The sequence below is a fragment of the Vulcanococcus limneticus LL genome (assembly GCF_943369875.1).
In the GTDB taxonomy this organism is placed as follows: Bacteria; Cyanobacteriota; Cyanobacteriia; order PCC-6307; family Cyanobiaceae; genus Vulcanococcus; species Vulcanococcus limneticus_A.
The window spans coordinates 22,799-44,405 of record NZ_CALROT020000017.1 but is presented as its reverse complement, the minus strand read 5'-3'; the positions used below and the strand labels follow the sequence as shown (position 1 = coordinate 44,405).

At 69.8% G+C, this 21,607-nt stretch carries 21 protein-coding genes; 12 read left to right on the top strand and 9 right to left on the bottom strand.

From position 1 onward, the window contains the following. Window positions 1-140 precede the first annotated feature (140 nt). The gene (locus ACLV7J_RS14585) at window positions 141-356 is read left to right on the top strand and encodes a hypothetical protein (protein WP_255128734.1); all 216 of its coding nucleotides are present in this window, start codon (window positions 141-143) and stop codon (window positions 354-356) included. Window positions 357-362: 6 nt separating this feature from the next. On the opposite strand, the gene ACLV7J_RS14580 is transcribed toward ACLV7J_RS14585, so the two are convergent. Continuing rightward, the gene (locus ACLV7J_RS14580) at window positions 363-1,067 is read right to left on the bottom strand and encodes a pseudouridine synthase (protein ID WP_411869796.1); all 705 of its coding nucleotides are present in this window, start codon (window positions 1,065-1,067) and stop codon (window positions 363-365) included. A gap of 300 nt (window positions 1,068-1,367) precedes the next feature. Between ACLV7J_RS14580 and infA the strand changes: the two genes are divergently transcribed. Next, the gene (gene infA, locus ACLV7J_RS14575) at window positions 1,368-1,637 is read left to right on the top strand and encodes a translation initiation factor IF-1 (RefSeq protein WP_015108791.1); all 270 of its coding nucleotides are present in this window, start codon (window positions 1,368-1,370) and stop codon (window positions 1,635-1,637) included. Between the two features lie 107 nt (window positions 1,638-1,744). Here infA and trxB read toward each other — a convergent pair whose 3' ends face one another. From trxB to ACLV7J_RS14560, 3 genes are all read right to left on the bottom strand, one after another. Further along, entirely contained in the window at window positions 1,745-3,175 is a 1,431-nt protein-coding gene (gene trxB, locus ACLV7J_RS14570; RefSeq protein WP_411869788.1) for a thioredoxin-disulfide reductase, read from the bottom strand. Between the two features lie 108 nt (window positions 3,176-3,283). Beyond that, the gene (locus tag ACLV7J_RS14565; protein WP_411869787.1) at window positions 3,284-3,547 is read right to left on the bottom strand and encodes a hypothetical protein; all 264 of its coding nucleotides are present in this window, start codon (window positions 3,545-3,547) and stop codon (window positions 3,284-3,286) included. A gap of 237 nt (window positions 3,548-3,784) precedes the next feature. Next, window positions 3,785-5,368, bottom strand: a complete 1,584-nt coding sequence (locus ACLV7J_RS14560; RefSeq protein ID WP_411869786.1) for a DEAD/DEAH box helicase — start codon at window positions 5,366-5,368, stop codon at window positions 3,785-3,787. Window positions 5,369-5,573: 205 nt separating this feature from the next. Here ACLV7J_RS14560 and ACLV7J_RS14555 point away from each other — a divergent pair, with 205 nt between their 5' ends. Beyond that, the gene (locus ACLV7J_RS14555; protein WP_411869785.1) at window positions 5,574-5,750 is read left to right on the top strand and encodes a hypothetical protein; all 177 of its coding nucleotides are present in this window, start codon (window positions 5,574-5,576) and stop codon (window positions 5,748-5,750) included. After that, the gene (locus ACLV7J_RS14550; protein ID WP_411869784.1) at window positions 5,751-6,425 is read left to right on the top strand and encodes an SDR family oxidoreductase; all 675 of its coding nucleotides are present in this window, start codon (window positions 5,751-5,753) and stop codon (window positions 6,423-6,425) included. Here ACLV7J_RS14550 and ACLV7J_RS14545 read toward each other — a convergent pair. Beyond that, window positions 6,418-6,999, bottom strand: a complete 582-nt coding sequence (locus tag ACLV7J_RS14545) for an EF-1 guanine nucleotide exchange domain-containing protein (RefSeq protein WP_411869783.1) — start codon at window positions 6,997-6,999, stop codon at window positions 6,418-6,420. The genes ACLV7J_RS14550 and ACLV7J_RS14545 overlap by 8 nt on opposite strands. A gap of 175 nt (window positions 7,000-7,174) precedes the next feature. Between ACLV7J_RS14545 and ACLV7J_RS14540 the strand changes: the two genes are divergently transcribed. From ACLV7J_RS14540 to ACLV7J_RS14525, 4 genes are read left to right on the top strand one after another with little or no spacing between them, the layout of a single operon-like run. After that, on the top strand, window positions 7,175-8,359 hold the full coding sequence (locus ACLV7J_RS14540) for an NAD(P) transhydrogenase subunit alpha (protein ID WP_411869782.1): 1,185 nt from the start codon (window positions 7,175-7,177) through the stop codon (window positions 8,357-8,359). After that, window positions 8,356-8,643, top strand: coding sequence for an NAD(P) transhydrogenase subunit alpha (locus tag ACLV7J_RS14535; protein ID WP_255128169.1), 288 nt, complete (start codon window positions 8,356-8,358; stop codon window positions 8,641-8,643). The genes ACLV7J_RS14540 and ACLV7J_RS14535 overlap by 4 nt, the downstream gene beginning before the upstream one ends. Next, window positions 8,643-10,208: an NAD(P)(+) transhydrogenase (Re/Si-specific) subunit beta gene (locus ACLV7J_RS14530; protein WP_411869781.1), complete on the top strand. Its 1,566-nt coding sequence runs from the start codon at window positions 8,643-8,645 to the stop codon at window positions 10,206-10,208. The genes ACLV7J_RS14535 and ACLV7J_RS14530 overlap by 1 nt, the downstream gene beginning before the upstream one ends. A 40-nt stretch (window positions 10,209-10,248) precedes the next feature. Beyond that, a complete protein-coding gene (locus ACLV7J_RS14525) occupies window positions 10,249-11,391 on the top strand; it encodes a YheT family hydrolase (RefSeq protein WP_411869780.1) in 1,143 nt (380 codons plus the stop codon). Here the strand turns inward: ACLV7J_RS14525 and ACLV7J_RS14520 are convergent. From ACLV7J_RS14520 to ACLV7J_RS14510, 3 genes are read right to left on the bottom strand one after another with little or no spacing between them, the layout of a single operon-like run. Next, window positions 11,378-11,764: a (2Fe-2S) ferredoxin domain-containing protein gene (locus ACLV7J_RS14520; RefSeq protein ID WP_411869779.1), complete on the bottom strand. Its 387-nt coding sequence runs from the start codon at window positions 11,762-11,764 to the stop codon at window positions 11,378-11,380. The two genes, ACLV7J_RS14525 and ACLV7J_RS14520, sit on opposite strands and share 14 nt — an antisense overlap. 2 nt (window positions 11,765-11,766) lie before the next feature. Then, window positions 11,767-13,017: a 1-deoxy-D-xylulose-5-phosphate reductoisomerase gene (locus ACLV7J_RS14515; RefSeq protein ID WP_411869778.1), complete on the bottom strand. Its 1,251-nt coding sequence runs from the start codon at window positions 13,015-13,017 to the stop codon at window positions 11,767-11,769. Next, window positions 13,014-13,907 (bottom strand): AbrB/MazE/SpoVT family DNA-binding domain-containing protein, encoded by an 894-nt coding sequence (locus ACLV7J_RS14510; protein WP_411869777.1) that lies wholly within the window; start codon window positions 13,905-13,907, stop codon window positions 13,014-13,016. The genes ACLV7J_RS14515 and ACLV7J_RS14510 overlap by 4 nt, the downstream gene beginning before the upstream one ends. A gap of 463 nt (window positions 13,908-14,370) precedes the next feature. Between ACLV7J_RS14510 and ACLV7J_RS14505 the strand changes: the two genes are divergently transcribed. After that, window positions 14,371-14,568 carry a hypothetical protein gene (locus ACLV7J_RS14505; protein ID WP_411869795.1) on the top strand — a complete coding sequence of 66 codons (198 nt, stop codon included), beginning with the start codon at window positions 14,371-14,373 and terminating at the stop codon, window positions 14,566-14,568. Between the two features lie 76 nt (window positions 14,569-14,644). On the opposite strand, the gene cysS is transcribed toward ACLV7J_RS14505, so the two are convergent. Beyond that, the gene (cysS, locus tag ACLV7J_RS14500; protein ID WP_411869794.1) at window positions 14,645-16,171 is read right to left on the bottom strand and encodes a cysteine--tRNA ligase; all 1,527 of its coding nucleotides are present in this window, start codon (window positions 16,169-16,171) and stop codon (window positions 14,645-14,647) included. A gap of 166 nt (window positions 16,172-16,337) precedes the next feature. On the opposite strand from cysS, the gene ACLV7J_RS14495 reads away from it, so the two are divergent. The 3 genes from ACLV7J_RS14495 (at window position 16,338) to ACLV7J_RS14485 (ending at window position 21,606) form a co-directional block, all read left to right on the top strand. Continuing rightward, window positions 16,338-17,300: a peptidylprolyl isomerase gene (locus tag ACLV7J_RS14495; RefSeq protein WP_411869776.1), complete on the top strand. Its 963-nt coding sequence runs from the start codon at window positions 16,338-16,340 to the stop codon at window positions 17,298-17,300. After that, window positions 17,297-20,251, top strand: coding sequence for a peptidase domain-containing ABC transporter (locus tag ACLV7J_RS14490; RefSeq protein WP_411869775.1), 2,955 nt, complete (start codon window positions 17,297-17,299; stop codon window positions 20,249-20,251). Before ACLV7J_RS14495 ends, ACLV7J_RS14490 begins: the two co-directional genes overlap by 4 nt. A gap of 128 nt (window positions 20,252-20,379) precedes the next feature. After that, window positions 20,380-21,606 (top strand): HlyD family secretion protein, encoded by a 1,227-nt coding sequence (locus tag ACLV7J_RS14485; RefSeq protein WP_411869774.1) that lies wholly within the window; start codon window positions 20,380-20,382, stop codon window positions 21,604-21,606. Window position 21,607 lies beyond the last annotated feature (1 nt).

Below are 21,607 nucleotides of genomic sequence, written 5' to 3'. Positions count from 1 at the left end.
GAAGCCTGCCGGCAAGATCTCCGCCGGGCCGACCACGTCAGGCCGGATCCCCAGGGCTTCCCATTCCATCGCCCAGTGGTGCGTCTGTACTATGGGTGATATTGCTCCGTTTTCGGCCGTCGTGGGCGGCCTTTCGTGCCATGTCCGTCGCCCAGATCAAGAACCTCCAGCGCCGTCTGGGCAACCTGGAGCAGGAGGCCATCGAGGAGGTGACCCGGGCCTGCGGCCATGAGCTCTGGCAGAGCCTGGGCTTCGACGCCCTCGACAGCCTGGAGGACCCGGCCCTGCGGGCCCGGGCCAACTACTACTACGGTCAGCTCCAGGCCGTGCGCGAACTGCGCGATGCCCTGGGCTAAGCCCCCCTACCCACCACCGCCGCTGCGGCCGGACTTCCCGCCGCCGGCACGGCCGCCGCGGCCCCGGGGCCTGGCGGCAGGGCCGGCGGCAGAACGTCCGCTCCGGGTCAGCAGGCGCTGCAGGCGCCGCTCCTCCTCCGGCTCGGTCGCGCGCCACTGACCGGGGGCCAGGCCGGTGAGGTCCAGGGGCGGTTCGCCATCCATCAGATCGATGGCCACCCGCAGCAGCCGCAGGGTGGGCAGGCCCACGGCGGCGGTCATGCGGCGCACCTGGCGGTTTCGGCCCTCGCGCAGCTCCAGCTCGATCCAGGCCGTGGGCACCTGCAGCCGGTGGCGGATCGGCGGCACCCGCTCAGGCAGGGCGGCGGCCGCCAGTTCGGCCCCATCCAGCTGTCGCGCGTGGGCCGGCAGGGTCGGGCTGCCCTGCACCAGCACGCCCTCGCGCAGGTGTTGCAGGGCTTCCTCGCTGGGATCACCCTCCACCTGGGCCCAGTAGCGGCGCCAGTGGCCCCAGGCCGGATCCGTGAGCCGCTGCTGCAGCCGGCCGTTGGCGGTGAGCAGCAGCAGCCCCTCGCTGTCGGCATCGAGCCGACCGGCGGCGTAGACCCCGGGCACGGGGATGTGCTCCGCCAGGCAGCCCCAGCGGCTGCCGGGTTCCGGGGTGAACTGGCTCAGCACCCCGTAGGGCTTGTGGAACAGGAGCGTCGTCAGGGGCGGTCGGAGGGACGTTGACGGCTGGTCGCTGCTGGGCCGGAGCGGCTCAGGAGGCCTGGCGGGCCTTCCACAGGTTCACCACGCCGATCGAGATCAGCAACAGACCCAGGTCCAGCGAGAGGGGCGGCAGCACCATTGGCAATCGGCCCGGGACGGGCCTCGGCAGGGGCTGCGACCCTAGACGCCGCCCCGGTCCGGCGCGACGGGCGTAGGTCATGGGCGGCACCGACCAGGGGGTGTGGTGGGGGCGACACCTAAGCTGATGTCAGCAGTTCGAACGTTCCCTGGCAGCCCCGCATGATTGAGACCTCCGGCGTGATCGAGAAAGAGCAGGGCAACGGGTTCTATCTCGTGACCCTCGAGCAGCCGGCCGGCCACCAATGCCTGTGCCGCGCTGCCGGCAAGCTCACCAAGTTCCGCATCAAGCTGCTCGCCGGCGACAAGGTGCTGGTGGAGATCAGCCCCTACGACCTGACCCGCGGTCGCATCACCTACCGGGAGCGCAATGCCGGCGCCACCGGTCCCCGCCCCGGCGGCAACCGCCCCGGCGGTCCCCGGCGCCGCTGAGGTCTGCGGGCGCGCTCCTTGGGGTCTGGGGCTCCAGCTGCACCTGAGGTCTCAGGCCCCGCCGGTTAGGGCGGGGCCCCCGTTCCAGTGGGGCCCCCGCTCCAGCCTCAGCCCACCGGCGCGGCCAGCAGGCCTTCGATCGCGGCCTTGAACTCGCTGCGCTGCTTGACGCCCCGGAACTGCTGTTTGAGTTCCTTCTGGAAGAACAGCTGCACGGTGGGCGTGCCGGTGACGCCGGCCTGGGCGGCGATCTCCTGGTCGGCTTCGATGTCGATCTCCACGCCCTGGGCGGCGCCACCGAGTTCATCCAGCACCCGCTTGAGCTGGGGCTTGAGCACGTGGCAGGGCCCGCAGGTGGGTGAGGTGTAGACCACCAGCAGGGGCTTGTTGCTGTCGTGGTAGAGCTTGCGCAGGGCGTAGCCACCCCTCTGCCACTGGGCGTTGGGGTCGTAGTTGCTGGCGTCGCTCTCGGCGGTGCGCGTGGGTTCGCCGGCCGGTTCGGGATCCACCGGGTTGTGGCTCACGGTCACGGCCAGGTCGTGGTGGGTGAGCCAGCGCTCGGCCGCCAGGGCCGCCTGGCAGCCGCTGCCGGCGGCGGTGATGCCCTGGCGCCATTCGGCGTCGGCCACATCGCCGGCGGCGAACACGCCCTCGGCGCTGGTTTCCGGGCGGCCGGGCCGGGTCACCAGGTAGCCGTTGGCATCGAGCTCCAGCTGGCCGCGCACCAGCTGGGTGTTGGGCGTGTGGCCGATGGCGTAGAAGAGGCCCTTCACCGCCAGCTCCTCGGCGGGGGCGCCGCTGCCGGCCTCCTGGAGCTGCAGGCGCTCCATCCAGTCGGCGCTGCCGGCCACATCGCCGATCTGGCGGTTCCAGTGCACCGTGATGGCGGGGTTGGCCAGCACCCGGTCGGCCATGGCCTTGCTGGCCCGCAGCTCGTGGCGGCGCACGATCAGGTGCACGCGGCTGCCGTATTTGGTGAGGTACACGGCCTCCTCGCAGGCGGAGTCACCGCCGCCCACCACGGCCAGCTCGGCGTTGCGGAACTGGGGGGTGGCACCGTCGCAGATGGCACAGGCGCTGATGCCCTTGCTCCAGAAGGCCGCCTCACTGGGCAGGCCGAGGCGGTTGGCGCTGGCGCCGGTGGCCAGGATCACGGCGTGGGCCTGGATCACCCGGCCCTCGGTGGTGATGCGGTAGGGGCGCTGGCTGAGGTCGATGGCGTCGGCGTCGGCCTCAATCAGCCGGCTGCCCCAGCGCACGGCCTGGGCCTTGATCCGATCCATCAGATCGGGCCCCATGATCCCGTCGGGGAAGCCGGGGAAGTTCTCCACGTGGGTGGTGGTCATCAGCTGGCCACCGGGGATGCCGCCGGCCTGGAAGCCCGTGATCACCACCGGGCTGAGGTTGGCGCGGGCGGCGTAGATGGCGGCGGTGTACCCCGCGGGGCCGGAGCCCACGATCACCAGATTTTCAATGGACCCCGGATCCGCGGACCCCGCAGTGGCGGACCCCTGGGCGGTGCTGGCCTCGGACACCATGGCTAAGGCGGACTCACTTCGCCTTGAGTGTAGAGGGGAGGGTGGGTCGCCGTGGGGCGTTCGCTCGGGACTCCGTGGGGTCGGCCGTGCCGGCTGGTCGCCGTTGGCTCAGATCTCCAGCAGGCCGTCGCCGTCGTGCCCGGCGCCCTGGCGGCGCAGCTCCAGCAGGGCCTGAAGCTGTTCCGGGCCGGGCACCATCAGCACGTGCTCCGCCATCAGGCTAGGGTGTTCTTCAATACACAGAATCCATTCTCGGAATTCCTCGGTGAGGGCATAGCTGTCCTCGTAGGACTCACGGGAATCAAGGCTGGCGATCCGGGCGGCGGACCAGTTGATGGCGACGGTCAGTCGGCGCTGGATCGAGCCTTTCATCGGATGCATCCCCGTTGACCGGTGGGTGGAACCACGTTGCTGGGCAGGGTGCCCGCCTGTGGTGTGAATTCGCAGAACGTCGCACTTTTTTCCGCCAGGCGATGTAGTGACTGCTGCAAAGTCGGGCCAGCGCCAACACGTTCGCCCTGTTCTGGTGCCCCGGTTGAGGTAGTTCGTGGGGTAGCGAATTGCGTATCTCAATGCGACTACCGCGTCGCACTACCTCATCTGCCGGTATCAGGGGCGTGACAGGAACTTCGGCAGCTCGGGTCCCTTGACGCGGATCACGTCGCCGGCGCCATCCTCCACGGCCTGCAGGGGCAGAGTCGGGGCCCGGCCGCCCGCCGCCGGCTCGGGCGGCACGGCGGCGGCCTTGGGCCGGATCAGGTAGGGCTCACTCAGGGACCAGCTGCGGGCGTACTGCATCAGCAGCGGATCCGCCGGCGCGAACACGTAGGAGGGGTGGCGGGGCACGGCCTCCAGGGCCGAGCGGCTGTCGTCCATGCGCACCGCCCGGGTGATGGCCTGCACGAAGCGGGTGCGGGTCACGACGGTGGTGAGGTAGGCCACCACCCGCAGCCGCGCGGCATCGAAGCCCTCGGCGCACATGTCGATGCTCACCAGCCAGTCGGCCTCACCCGCCTGGAAGGCCGCCAGTCGCGCCTGGGCGTCCGGGTCCTGGGAGTGCACCAGGTGCACCCGGTCGCCCTCCTCCTCCAGCAGGCCGGTGATGCGGCGGGCGTGGGCGATGTCGCGGGCGATCACCAGGCCGCCGGCCTCGGGGTGCTGGCGCCGCACCGTCTCCAGGCGCCGGCGGGCGTTGAGCAGCAGCCGCAGGGCAATGGTGCTGGAGTCCCCCAGGCGGATGGCGCGGCGCAGGTTGCGGGCCCGCCAGCTCTCGCGCTGCTCCAGGGACAGGGGCGAGCGCTCCGTGTCGCCCACGGCCACCGCGGCGCCAGGCCCGTCGCCGCTCCCGTCCTCGCAGGCCTGGCCCTGGCGGCCGTGGTCCACCCAGCCGTCCTGGAAGCGGAACTCCAGGGGGCGCACGTCGCCGGCGGCGATCAGCTGGCGCGGTTCCACGCTCAGGTCCGGGGCGATCTGCTCCACCCAGACGCCCTCGTCGAACACCTGCACCCGGCGGGCGGCGCAGAAGCCGAGGTTGTCGGCCCGGAAGGGGGTGCCCGTGAGCCCCAGCCGCAGGCGCGCCGAGGCGCTCAGGCGCGAGAAGGCATGGCCCCAGGCGGTGGCCTCCGGTTCCTCGGGATCCACCCCCAGGTGGTGGACCTCATCGGCGATGGCCAGCCAGTCCGCGGCTCCGGCCGCCGCCAGCTGCTGCTCCAGCGGCTCCAGGTTGCGGCCGGCCCCCTGGTAGGTGAGCAGCAGCCCATGGCTGCCGTCCGGCCAGGGGCCGCCGCCGGCGCCGGTGCTGCGTTCCGGATCCCATTCGGCCAGCGTGAGGCCGAGGCGGGCGGCCGCCCCGCGCCACTGGCCGGCGATCGAGCTGCGGTGGCAGAACACCACGAAGTGCTGCAGGCGGCCTTCGGCGTGCAGGCGCTGGAAGCCCAGCAGGGCTCCGAGGGTCTTGCCGGCGCCGGGGCCAGCGTGGATCAACACGTCCTGGCCGGGGCCCTGGGGGCCGCTGCAGGGGCCTGGCTGGGCACCGGGAGCCGCGATCTCCAGCCGGCGGCGCAGCAGCTGGATCAGCTGGCTCTGCCACTGGCGCGGTCGGATCGTGGCGCCGCCACGGCCCGCGTCGCCACTGCCGCCGCGACCGCCGGATCCGCCCGGTCGGGGCCCCAGATCGAAGGACGGTGCTGCCATGGCCGCCATTGTGCTGGCGCTGCCCAGGCTGGCGGCGGCCTGACGGGCTAAAAGATGGGTGTTTCTACTTATTCGCCCGGGTTCTGGCGTCCCTAGCTTCCGGCCAGCCCCCGCCGTCGGTCTCGTCCGCCGGCCCCCTCAATTCCCCGCTTCGTTCCGCCTTCCAGGTCCGTCCTGCCGCCCAGCCCGTCCTGCCTGCCAGCCCATGGATGCGCGTTCCCCTTCGGCCCGTCCCCCCGATGGGCCCCGCCTGCTGCTTGAGCGCGCCCTGGCCCTCGAGTGCGACATCGACCCGATGATTCTGCGGGCCCGGCTGCTTCGGCGCCAGGGGGCCGCCCTCCAGGCCCTCTGCCTAGAACAGGAGCTTCTGCCCCTGTTCTGAATGCGTCTGGCGGTGAGCGGCGCCTCCGGCAAGACCGGCTGGCGCGTGGTTCAGGAGGCCCTGGCCCAGGGCCATACCGTGCGCGCGATCGTGCGCCCCGGTTCCGCCGTGCCCGAGGGGCTGGCCGGCGCCGAGCTGGTGCGGCTGGACCTGGGCGATCGCGGCGCCCTGGAGACGGCCCTGCGGGGCTGCGATGCCCTGGTGATCGCCACCGGTGCGCGGCCCTCGGTGGATCTGGCCGCCCCCCTGAAGGTGGACGCCTTCGGGGTGCGCTCCCAGATCGCGGCCTGCCAGGCGGTGGGCCTGCGGCGGGTGGTGCTGGTGAGCTCCCTGCTGGCCGGCGCCTGGCTGCATCCCCTCAACCTGTTCGGCCTGATCCTGGTGTGGAAGCGGCTGGGGGAGCGCTGGCTGGAGCAGAGCGGCCTCGACTGGACGGTGGTGCGCCCCGGCGGCCTGCGGGAGCAGGAGGACGACGTGGCGGCCCAGGTGGTGCGCTACGGCCCAGCCGACAGCCAGCGGGAGGGCAGCATCCCCCGACGCCTGGTGGCACGGGTGTGCCTGGAGGCCCTGGCGGCGCCCGCCAGCATTGGCCGGATCGTGGAGATCACCAGCGCGGCCGACGCCGAAACGCCGGCCACCCCCACCCTGGCGGCCTTGCTGGCGACCCTCAGCTGAGCGCCTCGGCGTGGTTCACCAGCAGGTGTTGCACCTCCTCGAGGCCCTCGGCCGCAGCCCGCTGGGCCCGGGCGCCATCGCCGCCGGCCTCCTCCAGCAGCTGGCCGGCCAGGCGCTCGAGCAGCTCTCCCCGCCGCTCCTGCAGATGGGTCAGCAGCTCCTGCTCGATCAGCTGGCGCACGGCCCGGCTGCGCAGGCCGCTCTGGTCGGCCTCGGCCAGGGTGCCCTGCACCAGCTCCTTCACGAACAGCCGCTGCACCTCGGTGCTGCGCAGGAAGCTCTCCATGGCGTTGATGGCGCCATCCACCACCGTGCGCTCGGCCTCGGCCGGTTCGCGGTCGAGCTTGAACTCCCAGTCGAGGTGACGGCGCTGCCAGCCCTCCTGGTGCAGGTTGGGCATCACGGTCTGGCAGAAGCTGTCGACCGAGATCTCGTAGACCCGCTCGGCCACCCGCTCGCACCAGCCCTCGCCGTGGGCGTGCAGCTGGTCCCGCAGGGTGTGGCGGTCCACGGCATGGCCGCCGTGGTGGCTGTGACAGACGCCGTTGGGGCACTCGACCGCCGAGAGAGCCATGGAAAAGCCGGAGCAGATTCAGCCTCCGCGGTAGCCACGTCCGGGGCGGGCTGGCAAGTGGGCACGGCGGCCCCCCGGACCCTCTGTGCCGGACTGCGCACAAAGCCCCGGCGACCGTTGCCGTCGCCGGCGCGGCGGCCGATGAATGGAGAACCGTCCCTGGTAGGGCTCTGTCTTGATTCGAGTGTTGGTACCCCGGGAGCGCCAGCCCGGGGAGACCCGGGTGGCCGCCACCCCGGAAACGGTGAAGCGGCTGCGGGGACGGGGCTGTTCCGTGTGGCTGGAGCGGCAGGCGGGCCTGCGCTCCGGCTATGCGGACGAGGCCTATGCCGAGGCCGGCGCCGAGCTGTTCCACGGCGAGGGCCCGGAGGCTGCGGAGCGCTGGGCCGAGGCCGATGTGGTGCTGGCGGTGCAGACCCCCGGCGCCCCTGGTGCTGAGGCCGCCGCCGCTGGCCTGGAGGCCCTGCGCCCCGAGGCCCTGCTGCTGGGCCTGCTCAATCCCCACGGCGACCACAGCCTGATCGAGAGGCTGGAGCGCCAGCGCCTCTCGGCCGTGGCCCTGGAGCTGCTGCCGCGCATCAGCCGCGCCCAGGCCATGGACGTGCTCTCCTCCCAGGCCAACATCGCCGGCTACAAGGCGGTGCTGCTGGCGGCGGCGGCGCTCGATCGCTTCTTCCCGATGCTGATGACCGCCGCCGGCACCGTGCAGCCCGCCCGGGTGGTGGTGCTCGGCGCCGGTGTGGCGGGGCTGCAGGCGGTGGCCACGGCCCGGCGCCTCGGCGCCCTGGTCAAGGTGAGCGACGTGCGGCCGGCGGCCCGGGAGCAGGTGGAGTCGCTGGGGGCGCGCTTCATCGAGCCGCCGCGGCTGGAGGAGTCCCCCGGCGAGGTGGGCGGCTACGCCCGCGAGGCCGGGGCCGTGTTCCTGGAGGCCCAGCGCCAGCTGCTGGCGCCCCATCTGGCCGAGGCGGATGTGGTGATCACCACCGCCCAGGTGCCTGGACGGCCGGCACCGCTGCTGATCACCCGCGAGATGCTCGGCCTGCTGCGCCCCGGTGCCGTGGTGGTGGATCTGGCGGTGGGCCAGGGCGGCAACTGCGCCGGCAGCCGCAGCGACGCCACGGTGGACGTGGATGGCGTGACGGTGATCGGCGCCGGCAACCTGCCGGCCTCCCTGCCCCAGCACGCCAGCGCCCTCTATGCGCGCAACCTGGCGGCCCTGCTGGAGGTCCTGATCCAGGAGGGCGAGCTGCGCCTCGACCCGGAGGATCCGCTGCTCGATCCCTGCCTGCTCAGCCACGCCGGCGTCTGCCGTCGCGACGACCTGCGCCCCGCCCGGTCCGGCCAGGAGGTGGCGGCATGAACGGCTCGCTCTCGGAGGCCCTCTGGGTGCTCCTGCTCGGCAGCCTGCTGGGCTTCGAACTGATCGGCAAGGTGCCGCCCACCCTGCACACCCCCCTGATGTCGGGGGCCAACGCGATCAGCGGCATCACCCTGCTGGCGGCCCTGGCCCTGATCGGCCAGGCCGCTTCCCCAGGCCTGCGCCTGGTGGGCGCCGTGGCCCTGGGCTTCGCCCTGTTCAACGTGGTGGGTGGGTTCCTCGTGACCGATCGGATGCTGGCGATGTTCCGCCGGAGGGCCAGCTGATGGTCGCCCTGATCGCCCCCTGGGTCGGCGCCCTGGTGCCCGGCCTCTCCCTGTCCACGGCCTCCCTGCTGAAGGTTTCCCCGCTGACCTCTTCCCTTCTGACCGTTTCCGTGCCCACCGCCACCCTGCCCAGCCTCCCCCTGCCCACGGCCCACCTGGCGCTGGACCTGGGGGCCGTGCTGCTGCTGGCCCTGGGCCTCAAGGGCCTCTCGAAGGTGCGCACTGCCCGCAGTGCCAATGGCCTGGCGGCCGTGGCCATCGCCGTGGCGGTGGCCGGCCTGCTGCTGGAGCAGGGGCTGGTGGGCTGGCCCTGGATGCTGCTGGGCCTGCTGGTCGGTGGCGGCCTCGGCACCCTGGTGGCCTACCGGGTGCCGATGACTTCGATGCCGGAGGTGGTGGCCCTGTTCAACGGCTGCGGCGGCATGGCCTCGCTGCTGGTGGCCCTGGGGGCCGCAGCCCTGCCCGCCGGCCTCGACCGGCTGGGTGAGATCTCGGTGCTCGCCTCGGTGCTGGTGGGCGGCGTGACCTTCTCCGGCTCGCTGGTGGCGATGGCCAAGCTGCAGGAGTGGCTGGCCACCCCGGCCTGGATGCTGAAGCCCCAGCGCCATGCCGTGAACATCGGCCTGGCCCTGCTGGCCCTGGCCGCCGGCGCGGCCATGCCCCTGGGACTGCTGGCTCCGGCCCCGGCCCTGGCGGTGCTCACGGCCGCCTCGCTGCTGCTGGGCATCGGCCTCACCCTGCCGATCGGCGGCGCCGACATGCCGGTGGTGATCTCGCTGCTCAACTCCTATTCGGGCGTGGCCGCCGCTGCGGCCGGCTTCGTGGTGGGCAGCCAGCTGCTGGTGGTGGCGGGCGCCATGGTGGGGGCCGCCGGCCTGATCCTCACCCAGGTGATGTGCACGGCCATGAACCGCTCGCTCACCTCGGTGCTGTTCGGCGGGGCCCTGGGCGCCGCCGCGGCCCCCGCGGGCGGCGGCGAGGCCGGTGAGGACCCCGGCTACAGCCGCATCACCTCCTGTTCCGCCGAGGAGTGCGCCCTGGCCCTGGAGGCCGCCGAGCGGGTGGTGTTCGTGCCTGGCTACGGCCTGGCGGTGGCCCAGGCCCAGCACAGCCTCAAGGAGCTGGCCCGGCTGCTGGAGAGCGCCGGCATCGAGGTCGCCTATGCCATCCACCCGGTGGCGGGCCGCATGCCCGGCCACATGAACGTGCTGCTGGCCGAGGCCGATGTGCCCTACGAGCAGCTGATCGAGATGGAGACGATCAACCCCGACTTCCCGCGCACCGATGTGGTGATCGTGCTGGGGGCCAACGACGTGGTGAATCCCCAGGCCAAGAACGACCCCTCCAGCCCCCTCTACGGCATGCCCGTGCTGGAGGTGGACCAGGCCCGCTCGGTGTTCGTGGTCAAGCGCAGCCTCGGGGCCGGCTACTCCGGCGTGCGCAACGGCCTGTTCGAGCTGCCCCAGACCTCGATGGTGTTCGGCGACGCCAAGGCGGTGCTGCAGCAGCTCACGTCCGAACTGCGCAGCCTGGGGGTGGGCAAGGTGGCCGTGGCGGCGGGCTGAGGCACGGCAGGCTGGCGGGGAGTCATCGCCGCTGCCGCCCGTGGGAGCCCCCCTGCTGAGCCAGCTGGGCCTGGATCCCTTCCGGCCCCGGGCCCCCTGGTGGGGCCCCGACCTGCAGACCCTGCGGGACACCCTGCACCCGCTGGCCCTGCCGCCGGAACGGGGCGAGCCGGTGCTGATCAACCTGCCCGGGCCCGCCGCATCCGGCGACCCTGGCGCCGCTGCATCCGGCGGTTCAACCGTCAGAGCCGGCGCGCCTCAGCTGTTGGCGCTGCTGGATCCGCCGCTGGCGGCGACCCCGGATGGCGCGGTCGCGTCTCCGGGCCCGCCGCGCGGTTTGGTGGTGCTGCTGCATGGCCTGGGGGGCGGCAGCGAGGGGCTGGGGGTGCGGCGGCAGGGCCTGGCCCTGCAGCGCCAGGGGTTCGCGGTGCTCCGGCTCAACCTGCGGGGCGCCGGCCGGGGTCGCCCGCTGGCGCCGGGCACCTATGCGGCCGCCTGCAGCCGTGACATCGGGCCGGTGCTGCGGCGGGCCCGCGAGCTGGCGGGGGGGCGGCCCCTGTTCGGGGCCGGACTGTCGCTGGGGGGCACGATTCTGCTCAATGCCTGCCTGGATGGGGGCGCGTCGCCGCCGCTCGATGGCCTGGTCTGCGTCAGCAGTCCCCTGGATCTGGAGCGCTGCGCCTGGCAGATCGAGCGCCCCCGCAATGGCCTGTACCAGCGCTGGCTGCTGGGGCGCCTGCGGGTGCAGACCCTGGCCGATCCCTTCGGGATCACTGCGGCCGAGCGGCAGGCCCTGCTGGGTGACGGGCCCGGCGGCGCGATCCGCACCATCCGCGCCTTCGATGCCGCCATCACCGCGCCGCGCTGGGGCTACCGCTCCGTGGATCATTACTACGCGGCGGCCAGCCCCCTGCACCGGCTGCTGGCCGGCCCCGGCCCCGAGCTGCTGCCCCCAACGCTGCTGGTGCACGCCAGCGACGACCCCTGGGTGCCGGCGGCCCCCGCCCGCCAGCTGGCCCAGGCCTGGGGTGATCGCGCGCTGCCGCGGGTGCTGCTGAGCCCTGGCGGGGGCCACAACGGCTTCCATGCCCCCGGCGATCAGCCCCAGGCCAGCTGGGCCGATCGGGTTGTCGTGCGCTGGCTGGAGCAGCTGGCGCCGGCCGCGCCCCTCAGGCCGGGCTGATCTCCTGGGGGGGCTCCTGGGGGTGCGGCTGGAACGGCATCCGCCGCAGGATCCACGGCTCGATCGGCACCCCGCCGATCACGTGCTCCCGCACGATCCGCTCGATCCGCTCGGGGCCCACGCCGCCATAGACGATCCCCTCGGGCCAGATCAGCAGCACCGGGCCTTCGGCGCAGATCCGCAGGCAGTCGGCTTTGGTGCGCAGCACGATTCCCCCGGGGCGGGCCGGATCCTCCAGGGCGAGCTCCCGCACCAGGCGCTTGAGGGTGTCCCAGCTGGCCACCCCGACGGCGGGATCCGGGCAGCACAGCGCCTTGCTGGGGGTGGCGCAGAGCAGCAGGTGGTGGGCGATCCGGGACTGGGCAACGGCCATGGTCAGGCCGGCAGCGCCGCCGGGGCCTTGGCGGTGCGCTGGGCTGCAGCCTCACGCACCGCCTGGCGCGACCAGGCGTCCACGGCCAGCACGTCGTCCAGGGAGGGGGAGGCGGTGAGATCCGCCTTGTGGCGATCACACACAACGTCGATCAGTTTCGGGATGTCGAGGAAGTGGATCTGCTCCTCGAGGAAGAGGGCCACGGCCTGCTCGTTGGCGGCGTTCATCACCGCCGGCATCGTGCCGCCGGCGCGGCCGGCCGCGTAGGCGAGCTCCATGCAGGGGTATTTGGCCGGGTCGGGGGCGCGGAAGCTGAGGCTGCCCACCTCGGTGAGGTCGAGGCGGCGCCAGGGGGTTTCCAGGCGCTCGGGCCAGCTGAGGCAGTAGAGGATCGGCAACTTCATGTCGGGCCAGCCGAGCTGGGCCAGCACCGAGGAATCGGCCAGTTCCACCATCGAGTGGATGATCGACTGGGGGTGGATCACGATCTCGATGTGGTCGAAATCGAGGCCGAAGAGGTAGTGGGCTTCGATCACTTCGAGGCCCTTGTTCATCAGACTCGCCGAATCCACGGTGATCTTGCGGCCCATGCTCCAGTTGGGATGGCTGGTGGCATCGGCCACGGTGGCCTTGGCCAGATCGGCGGCGGGCCAGTCGCGGAAGGCGCCGCCGGAGGCGGTGAGCTGGATGCGGCGCAGGCCCGGGGTGGGGGTGCCGGTGCTCAGGCGCGCCGTTTCGGCGTAGGGGGTGCCCTGCAGGCACTGGAAGATGGCGGAGTGCTCGGAGTCGGCTGGCAGCAGGCGTGAGCCCGACTTCTCAAGTTCCGGCAGCACTACCGGGCCGGCGGCGATCAGGGTTTCCTTGTTGGCCAGGGCCAGGTCCTTGCCGGCGCGGATGGCGGCCAGGGTGGGCAGCAGGCCGGCGCAGCCCACGATGCCGGTGACCACCAGATCGGCCGTGGGCCAGGCGGCGGCGGCGCAGATCCCATCGGGGCCGCCCAGCAGCTCCGGCAGCCGCGCTGGACGGGCGGCCGGCTCCAGACCGTTGAGCCGCTCCCGCAGCTCCGCCACCAGATCGGCCTCGGCCAGGGCCACCACCTCGGGGGTGTGGCGGCGGATCTGCTCGATCAGCAGGTCGAGGTTGCGGCCGGCCGTGAGGGCCACCACCCGGAAGCGATCCGGGAACTCCTCGGCCAGCTCCAGGGTCTGGGTGCCGATCGAGCCGGTGGATCCCAGCACGCTGAGGGCTTTCACGGGCGGATCGGCGAAGGTGGGGGCCAGTCTCCCATCGGCGGGCGCGACGGCAGCCGCAGCCGCGTGGGCCAGAGCAGGGGCGCGTGGGCCTGGAGGCCGGCCCGGCTGGCGGCCAGGCGCAGGGCCGGATCCGGACTGATCAGGCGGCGGCAGCCGCTCGCCAGGGCCGTGGCCAGGTGCTGCAGCACCAAGGGGTGCAGCGGCGGGATGGTGGTTGCGTCTGTTGGTGGTGCGAGCCGTGCAGGCCACCCGGCGGCCCAGGCCCGGAGCTCGGCTTCGCTGAGTTGATAGAGGCTGAGGCCACCGCCATGGAGCAGGCGCTGGAGTGCGTGCTGACAGTCCCGCAGGTCGGCTGGATCCAGCCCCTTGAGGGCGAGGGCCGCACTCGCCTCCAGCAGCGTCAGGGCACTGGTGACCAGCAGGCGCTGCTCGATTCCGAACCAGCGCAGGTGGTCCTCGCTGCCGGGCTCACGGCAGATGAGGGGCATCAACAGGCCGGTGTCCACGTAGGTGGGGCTGGGCTCCCAGCTGCCGTCACCGAGGCAGGGATCGGGTTCTGCGGTCGCGGCAGCGGCTGGAGTGGCGCCTGCGGTCTGGGCGGGGGACGTTTGGGCAGCGGCGGCGGGCAGCTGGCGCAGCAGGGGCCAGCTGGGTTCCGTGCAGGCCAGGTGGTGGAGACGCTGCTGCTGATCCCAGCTGAAGCGCAGCCGGTCGAAGCTGGCCTCGGCCCGCAGGCGGAGGCTGCCATCGCTGTCCAGCTCGGCGCTGAGCGGTGTGTCTTCGCTGAAGCCGGCCTCGCGCAGCAGCCGGGCCGGCAGGCGCACCGCCAGCGAATGGCTCCAGCGCCGCAGCAGAACCCGGTGCCGACGCCGGCTAGGGGTGAAAGGCACGGGACGGCTTGGCTGAGGGCTCCCAGGAGTGTTCCCCTTTTTTTGGCGGGTGGCGCTCGGCATAGCCGCTGGCTGACGAAGGGGGGGAAGGGGGTGTAGCGCAGTGTCCGGAAATGGCTCGCCATGACGAGTCGTTTCCGGAGACGTCTGCGGAGGCCTTGGCTGGCCGCGTGGCCGTCCCATGCGGACTCCTGCTGTTGCCTTCTGTGAGCGGGAGCTGTTAGCGGCTCCCTGCGCCCTGCTCCCTCCAGCCGCCGTCTCTCAGGGTTGTCTCCCGGGGTGTCGTCCCTTCCCTCCGGTTGTGGCCTGGTGGTGGCCGGACGGTGCCGGCGCGGCGACTGGTGTTGATGCCGCACACTGAGGCTCAGGCAGTGGATCGGCAGGGGCCATGGCGCAGGAGCAGGAGCAGCAGGAGCCGCAACAGCAGGAGCAGCACCAACTGCGCCAGCCGGTGGCGGGTCTGATGGCCTGGGTGCAGCGCTGGAATTTCATTGAGCGCGCCCGGCTGGAGCGGGAGCTTTGGGATGCGTTCGAGCGCGGTGAGCCGATCGAGCAGCTGGTGGAGGACTGCGCGCCGGGCTTTCGACGGGACGTGTGGAGCACCACCGTTGTGCGCATCCGCCGCATCGAGCGGATGATGCGCGATCAGCAGCAGCCCTGAGACGCACGACTGCTTCGCGCTGGCCTGACGGAGGCCACCGCTGGGCGGACGCTTTGGGTCATGCCTTACCGACTGTTCAGCTGCGCAGCCAGTCGGTGAGGCCGCCGGGCTTGTCGATCAGTTCGATGCCGCGGGCCTTGAGGGCGTCGCGGATGCGGTCGGCGCTGGCGAAGTCGCGGGCGGCCTTGGCGGTGCGGCGGGCTTCGATCTGGGCTTCGATTTCGGCGTCGCTGAGGGTGTCGGCGCCGGCGGCTGCAGCGGTGGATGAGGTGCCGGACGCCGGGGCTTCAGGGCGCAGCCCGAGTACCGCGGCCAGTTCCTGCAGCAGCCGACCGCCGGCGGCCAGGGCAGGGTCGGTGGCTTCGGCTGCGGCCGCCGCATCCCCGCGTTCCAGGCGATTGGCCAGGGCCCGCAGGGGGCGGGCCAGTTCGAACAGCACTGCCAGGGCGGCGGAAGTGTTGAGGTCGTCGTCCATCGCGGCGACGAAACGGCTGCGGGCCTTGGCCAGATCGCTGGGGAGGCCGGCGGGATCGCTGCCCGTTGCCGCTGGGGTGATGGCCGCGGGATCGGTGGGTTCGGTGCTCCCCGAGCCTGGGGGCTTTTCGCTGCCGGCCAGCCCCAGGGCGGCGTTGAGGCCCTTCCAGCCGGTGGCGGCGGCCTCCAGGGCCTCGGCGGTGAAGTCCAGGGGCTTGCGGTAGTGGGCCTGCAGGGTGAACAGCCGCAGGGTCATCGGCGAGATGCCCGAATCCAGCAGGGCGCGGATCGTGGTGAAGTTGCCGAGCGACTTGCTCATCTTCTGGCCGCCCACGTTCACCATGCCGTTGTGCAGCCAGTAGCGGGCCAGCTCCTGGCCGGTGGCCGCCTCCGACTGGGCGATCTCGTTCTCATGGTGGGGAAAGATCAGATCGGCGCCGCCCAGGTGAATGTCGATGGTGTCGCCGAGCTCCTCGCGCACCATGGCCGAGCACTCGATGTGCCAGCCGGGCCGGCCGGCGCCCCAGGGGGAGGGGAAGCTGGGTTCGCCCGGCTTGGCGCCCTTCCAGAGGGCGAAGTCGAACGGGTGCTGCTTGCGGGCTTCCTCGGCATCGGAGACGCGGCCGTCGGCGTTCTGCTGTTGCTCGGCCAGATCGCGGCCCGAGAGCTTGCCGTAGCCGGCGTGTTTCAGCACGGCGAAATACACATCGCCATCGGCGGAATAGGCGGCACCGCGTGCCTCCAGCTCGGTGATCAGGGCCCGGATCGCGTCCAGGCTCTGGGTGGCCCTGGGCATGCGGTCGGCCGGCAGGATGTTCAGCCGCGCCATGTCGGCCCTGAAGGCGTCGATGTTGCGCTCACTCACCGCTTCCATCGAGCTGTGCTCCTCGGCGGCGCGCCGCAGGATCTTGTCGTCGATGTCGGTGTAGTTCTGCACGAACGTCACCGCGTAGCCGCTCCAGATCAGGTAGCGGCGCAGCACGTCCCAGGCGATGTAGCTGCGGGCGTGGCCCAGGTGGCAGAGGTCGTAGACCGTGACGCCGCAGCAGTAGATGCTCACCTGGCCGGGCTTGAGCGGCCGGAAGTCCTCGGCGCGGCGGCTGAGGGTGTTGGTGAGGCGCAGGGTCACTGGGGGCAAGTGGGGTGGCTAGACGGCATCATCGCCTTCCCCAGGCCCCAAATCGGACGGCCACACCCTCTGACCAAGAAGAGGTGTAGATTCGGATCCAGCAAAAGGATCGGTGCAGGCATGGACAATGGTGTTGAAACTAGAGTTGAAGCCACTATATTAAGTTGTGACCGGCTGGCTGTTCTGGCCGATCCGTCTCGCCCCTTGGGGTTCTGATTCCTTTCGTGATCTTCTTGAGGCCGTGGTGATGGGCTCATTATCAGCAGGACGACCCACCAATTCCCTCGGGACGGTCGACTTCGTCACGTCTTCTGTCGTGGCCGAACCGGCCACTCACGGAGTTGGATCCTGTCCTGTTGTTTCCCTGTCTGGAGGTCGTCCACTGCTGACAGTGGACCACTTGGAGCGGCTGATGCGCCGCCATGGTCTGGATTTGGCCATAGCCCAGGCCTTGGTGCTTGATGAAATCCTTGAGGCGGTCCCCCTGCCCGCTGACCAGGAGAGGCAAGTCCTGGCTGACTATCTGGCGGCACAGGGGCTTACCGGTGACCCCGGGGCCACCGAGGCTTGGTTGGCCGCCAACCGCCTCGATTTGGCCGACGTGCGGGCAATAGCGACGCATTCATCCCGTCTCGACCGTTTTAAGGAGCAGTGTTTCGGGGATGAGGTGGAGATCCGTTTTCTGGAGCGCAAGGGGGACCTTGACCAAGTGGTGTATTCCCTTATCCGTGTGCGTGAAGAGGAGCTGGCCGAGGAGCTCTACCAGCGCATTCGGGAAGGGGAAGCCGATTTCGCCGACCTGGCTCCCCGCTTCTCCCTGGGCTCTGAACGCGACACGAACGGGGTGGTGGGGCCCATGTCGCTGTCGATTGGCCATCCGGAGCTGGAAAGTCGGCTGCGGGTCTCTCGCCCCGGGGAGCTGCTGCCTCCGTTTTTCGTCAAGGACATCTGGGTGGTGCTTCGGCTAGAGCGGTTGATGCCGGCGCAGCTGGACGCGGAATGCCGGAAGGCTCTGCTGGGCGAGCTTTTCGAGAGTTGGTTTGACGAGCGGGTACGGCAGGTGTTGGCGGCGGAGCCTCTGCCGGGATTGCCGATCCACCGTCTCAGTGGCCAGGGTGTCTGCCCATGACGCCGATTCTGCTCAACAAGCCTTTCCCTGGTGATCTGCTGGCGGCAGAACCCGGCTGGGATCGACGGCGCTACCGGCTCGGTCAGGTGGTTCTGCTGCCGGATCAGTTGCCGGATGGGGTGTCCTGGATTCAACGGGGCCAGCTACGCAGTTTGGGACCGGACCCGACGCGCCAGGGACTGCGCACCCTGGACCGCCATGGTCCCGGCGATCTGGTGGGCTGGGTGAGTCTTCTGCTGGCCAGGCCCTGTGAGCATGTGCGGGTGAGCTCCGAAGAGGCAGAGCTCCTATGGCTGCCGGCGGACCGCTTCGGGGCCTTGCTGTTGGAGCAGCCTGCCCTTGCGGCTTGGTGTGCTTCACAGTTGCCGGCGGCGGAACTGGATCAACTGTTGGCTGCCCTGGCGGAGCAGACTCCTGCCTGGTTGCCTTTGCGGGAGGCCTGGCCAGGCCCGCTCCAGGAGGCCCAGCTGATGTGCAGCGGACCCGGAGTGGCGCCGACGATTCTCCCGAGCGATGGCTCGGACTTGGTCTGGTTTGTAAGCAGCGGCCCGTTGATGGGTCAAGCATGGACTCCTGAGCTTGCAGCCGTTGACTGCAGCGTCCATGCGCAGGCGGGGGGCTGGTGTCGGCTCGTGGGGCTGCGGCCTCCCGCGGGGGGAATCGAGCCTGACCCGCTTGCAGATGGCGAACATCCAGCAGGCTCTGGCGTTACCGCGGCCAGCGAATGCCAACCGCCGCAGGAGGGCGCCTACAGCCTCTCTCCAGAACCTATGGCGGAGCGGATCGAAGGGCTGGGTCAGGCCTTGAGGCTGGCGGTGGCCAGTGGTCCACGGGGGGTCCCGATGGCGATCACTGAAGCCATTGCCCGCTATTTCGGCACTCCATTCAACCGGGATGTGGTGCGTGACCAAGTGGAGGCGGTCCTGCAGCGGCAGCAGCAGCTGAACCTCGTGAACATGGGCCAGTTGATCGGCACCCTGGGCCTTCGGGTTCTGCTCGCGGAGGTACCGGTGGATCGCTTGCATCGGGTGCCCACGCCGGCTGTGTTGCTGCAGGCGGGCCAGATCGCCCTGCTTGATGGGGTAGAGCCCGATGGGCGGGCGAGGCTGCTGGAGCCGGAGTTGGGCGCTGTGCTTGTGCCCATCCAGGACTTGGCCGGGACTGAGGGCAGCCTGGAACTTCTGCTGATGGAGCGCACGCCGGCTACCTCAGAGGCCCGCTTCAGCTGGGGGTGGTTTCTGCCCTATCTCAAGCCCCACCGGCGGGAGCTGGTAGAGGTTCTGGTGGCCTCCCTCGTGGTGAACCTGCTGGCTCTGGCCACACCGCTTGGATTGCAGGTGCTGGTGGATCAGGTGGCCCGTTTCCAGAACCTGAATGCCCTGATCAGCATCTCGGCTCTTCTGCTGGTGGCTGGCCTGGTGGCGGCCCTCGTGCGCACCTTGCGATCGCTGATCTTCACTGGGGTGGCCAACCGGATCGACCAGGACACCAAGGCCACCATTCTGGACCAGCTGGTGCGTCTGCCTCAGAGCTTCTTCGACAGCCGGCCTGTGGGTCAGATCACTTTCTACTTCACCCAGCTGGACCGTCTGAGGGAGTTCCTGATCGGCCAGAGCCTCACCACGATCGTCGATTTCAGCTTCTCGATCCTCTATGTCTTCATTCTGCTCGCGATCAACCCTTTGCTCACCCTGGTGACTCTGAGCACTCTGCCGCTGATCCTGATGCTTGCCCTCGTGAGTAATCCGCTGGTGGAGCGCGGGATCGAGCGTTCAATTGGCCAGGCAATCCGTACCTACTCCTACCTAAACGAGGCGATCACAGGCATCCAGACGATTAAGTCGCAGAATGCTGAGCTTAAGACTCGCTGGGAATTTCAGAACCGTTATTCCCGCTTTATTGGTGAGGATTTTAAGCTGAGGGTTACCAATGAGATGATCGGCAACCTGGCAACCCTTGTCAATGACCTCAATGGGCTGCTTGTTGTGGGGTTTGGTATCTGGCTCGTGATGCAGAATCAGATCACTCTTGGCGGCTTTTTTGCCTTTCGTATCATCAGCGGCTATATCACTGGTCCGATGGTGAGACTGGTGCAGACCTGGCAGCAGTTCAAGCAGAGCAGCGCCCAATTGAAGCTTGTCGGCGACATTGTGGACCGCCAGACGGAGCAGACCGAAAAGGAAGCTAGCAATATCCCGATGCCTCCATTGGTGGGAGAGGTGCAGTTTTGTGATGTTACTTTCCGCTTCGGTGAGCAGGCGCCACGGGTGCTGCATGGGATCAATCTGGAAGTACCGACAGGGGCCTTCGTTGGCATGGTGGGGGGCTCCGGCAGTGGCAAAAGCACGCTGCTGAAGTTGTTGCCCCGCTTCTATCGCCCTGAGCAGGGAAAGGTGTTGATCGATGGGTTTGATATTAACAAGGTGGAGCTGTATTCACTCCGCCGGCAGATTGGTGTTGTGCCCCAGGACAGCCTGTTGTTTGACGGCACGATCAGGGAAAACTTGCTCCTTGTGAAGCCAGATGCAAGCACAGAGGATCTCATTAGGGCGACGCGTATTGCCTGTGCTCACGACTTCATCATGGAGATGCCCCAGGGCTACAACTCCAGCGTGGGTGAACGTGGCGCTGGTCTCTCGGGAGGGCAGCGGCAGCGTCTCGCCTTGGCCAGGGCTGTGTTGCAAAACCCGCGCATGCTCATTCTCGATGAGGCCACCAGCGCCCTTGACGCGCGAACCGAGCGCCAGGTTTGCCTCAATCTGTTCGAGGCCTTCCGCGGCCGCACGGTGTTCTTCATTACCCACCGATTGAGCACGGTGAGGCCTGCCGACATGATCGTGCTGATGGACCGTGGGGCAGTCATGGAGGTGGGCTCCCACGACAGCTTGATGGCCCAGCAGGGCTGGTACTACGCCCTTTTCCAGAGCCAGAATCAGGAGGGCCTGTCCTGATGGCCTTTGTGTCTCTGCGTCAGCTTTGCCGCCAAGCCCTTGTAAGCCTGCATCTAAAGCCTCCGAGGGCGGCGGCGTCGGAGCCGGGCCGCTCCGACGATGGGCGTTACTGGCAGTTCAATCAGCCTGTGCTGCTGCGCAAACAGCGCACCGGGTCATCGCTGCTGGTGTGGACAGCGGCTGGAGCCACCGGGGCTGCGCTGCTTTGGGCAGTGCTGGCCCCCCTGCCACAGACCATCGCTGTACAGGGCAAATTGCTGCCGGGTTCCCGGACACGGGAGTTGGAGGCTCCGGCCCAGGGGCTTGTGGAGGCTGTGCAGGTGAAGGAGGGTGATCGGGTGCAGGCCGGCCAGGTTCTTGTGCGCTTCGATCTGCGCCAGGCGCGCAGCCAGTTGGCGGCCTCGGAGGAGATCCGCCGCCGGCTGGTGGGCGAAAATCGTATCGCCATGGCAAGCCTGGGTGAGGGGACGGGGAGGGGGCTGACCGCGAACCAACGGCAGGAGCTAAGGAGCCAGGAGATCGCTTTGGTCACTCGGCTACGTGCGGCGGCAGAGGAAATCGACAAGAGCCAGGCGCGGATCCGGGGGCTTGAGGAGCAGGTGGCTACCGCGGCAGATCTGTTGCAGCGCTATCGCGGCCTCGCCAAATCGGGCGCGATCAGTGAAGTGCAGGTGTTGGATATGAACAATACCTTGAGCCAGGCGAAGGCGAACTTGCAGGCCGAACAGCAGGAGCTGGCTCGGGCCCGTGCCAATCTCGAAAATGCGGAGGCCACTCCGCAGGTGGAGCTACGGCGCACGATCGAGACGAACCTTAAGCAAGTAGCGGAGCAGGATCGCCTGATTGCCGAGGCCCGGCGACTGATCCAATACGGCGAGCTACGGGCTCCGGTCGCCGGCACGGTGTTTGACCTCACCGTTGCTCGGGGGAGTGTGGTGAACCTGCCTGCGACGCGACCGATCCTAAAGATTGTTCCCCAGGACGCCCTCCAGGCCAGGGTTTTTGTGCCCAACACTGCTATCGGGTTTGTGCGCAAGGGTCAGCGGGCCTCGCTTTCCCTGGATGCATTCCCCTCTACGGATTTCGGCCGCCTGCCGGCCCGTGTGACCTGGATCGGTTCCGATGCCCTCACCCCCGAGGAACAGGCCCGAGTGCTCGGGACCGACAGCAAGGGGCTTTATTTTCCTGCCACCCTTGATCTGGATCGCCAGACTCTGCAGGTGCGCCAGGTAAGCCTGCCGCTTCAGGCCGGCATGAGTCTGCAGGCGGATCTGGAGTTGCGGGATCGTCGCTTCATCAGTGTGCTCACCGGTTTCTTTGAAGACAAGCTGCGATCCCTGGAGCGTTTGCGGTGAG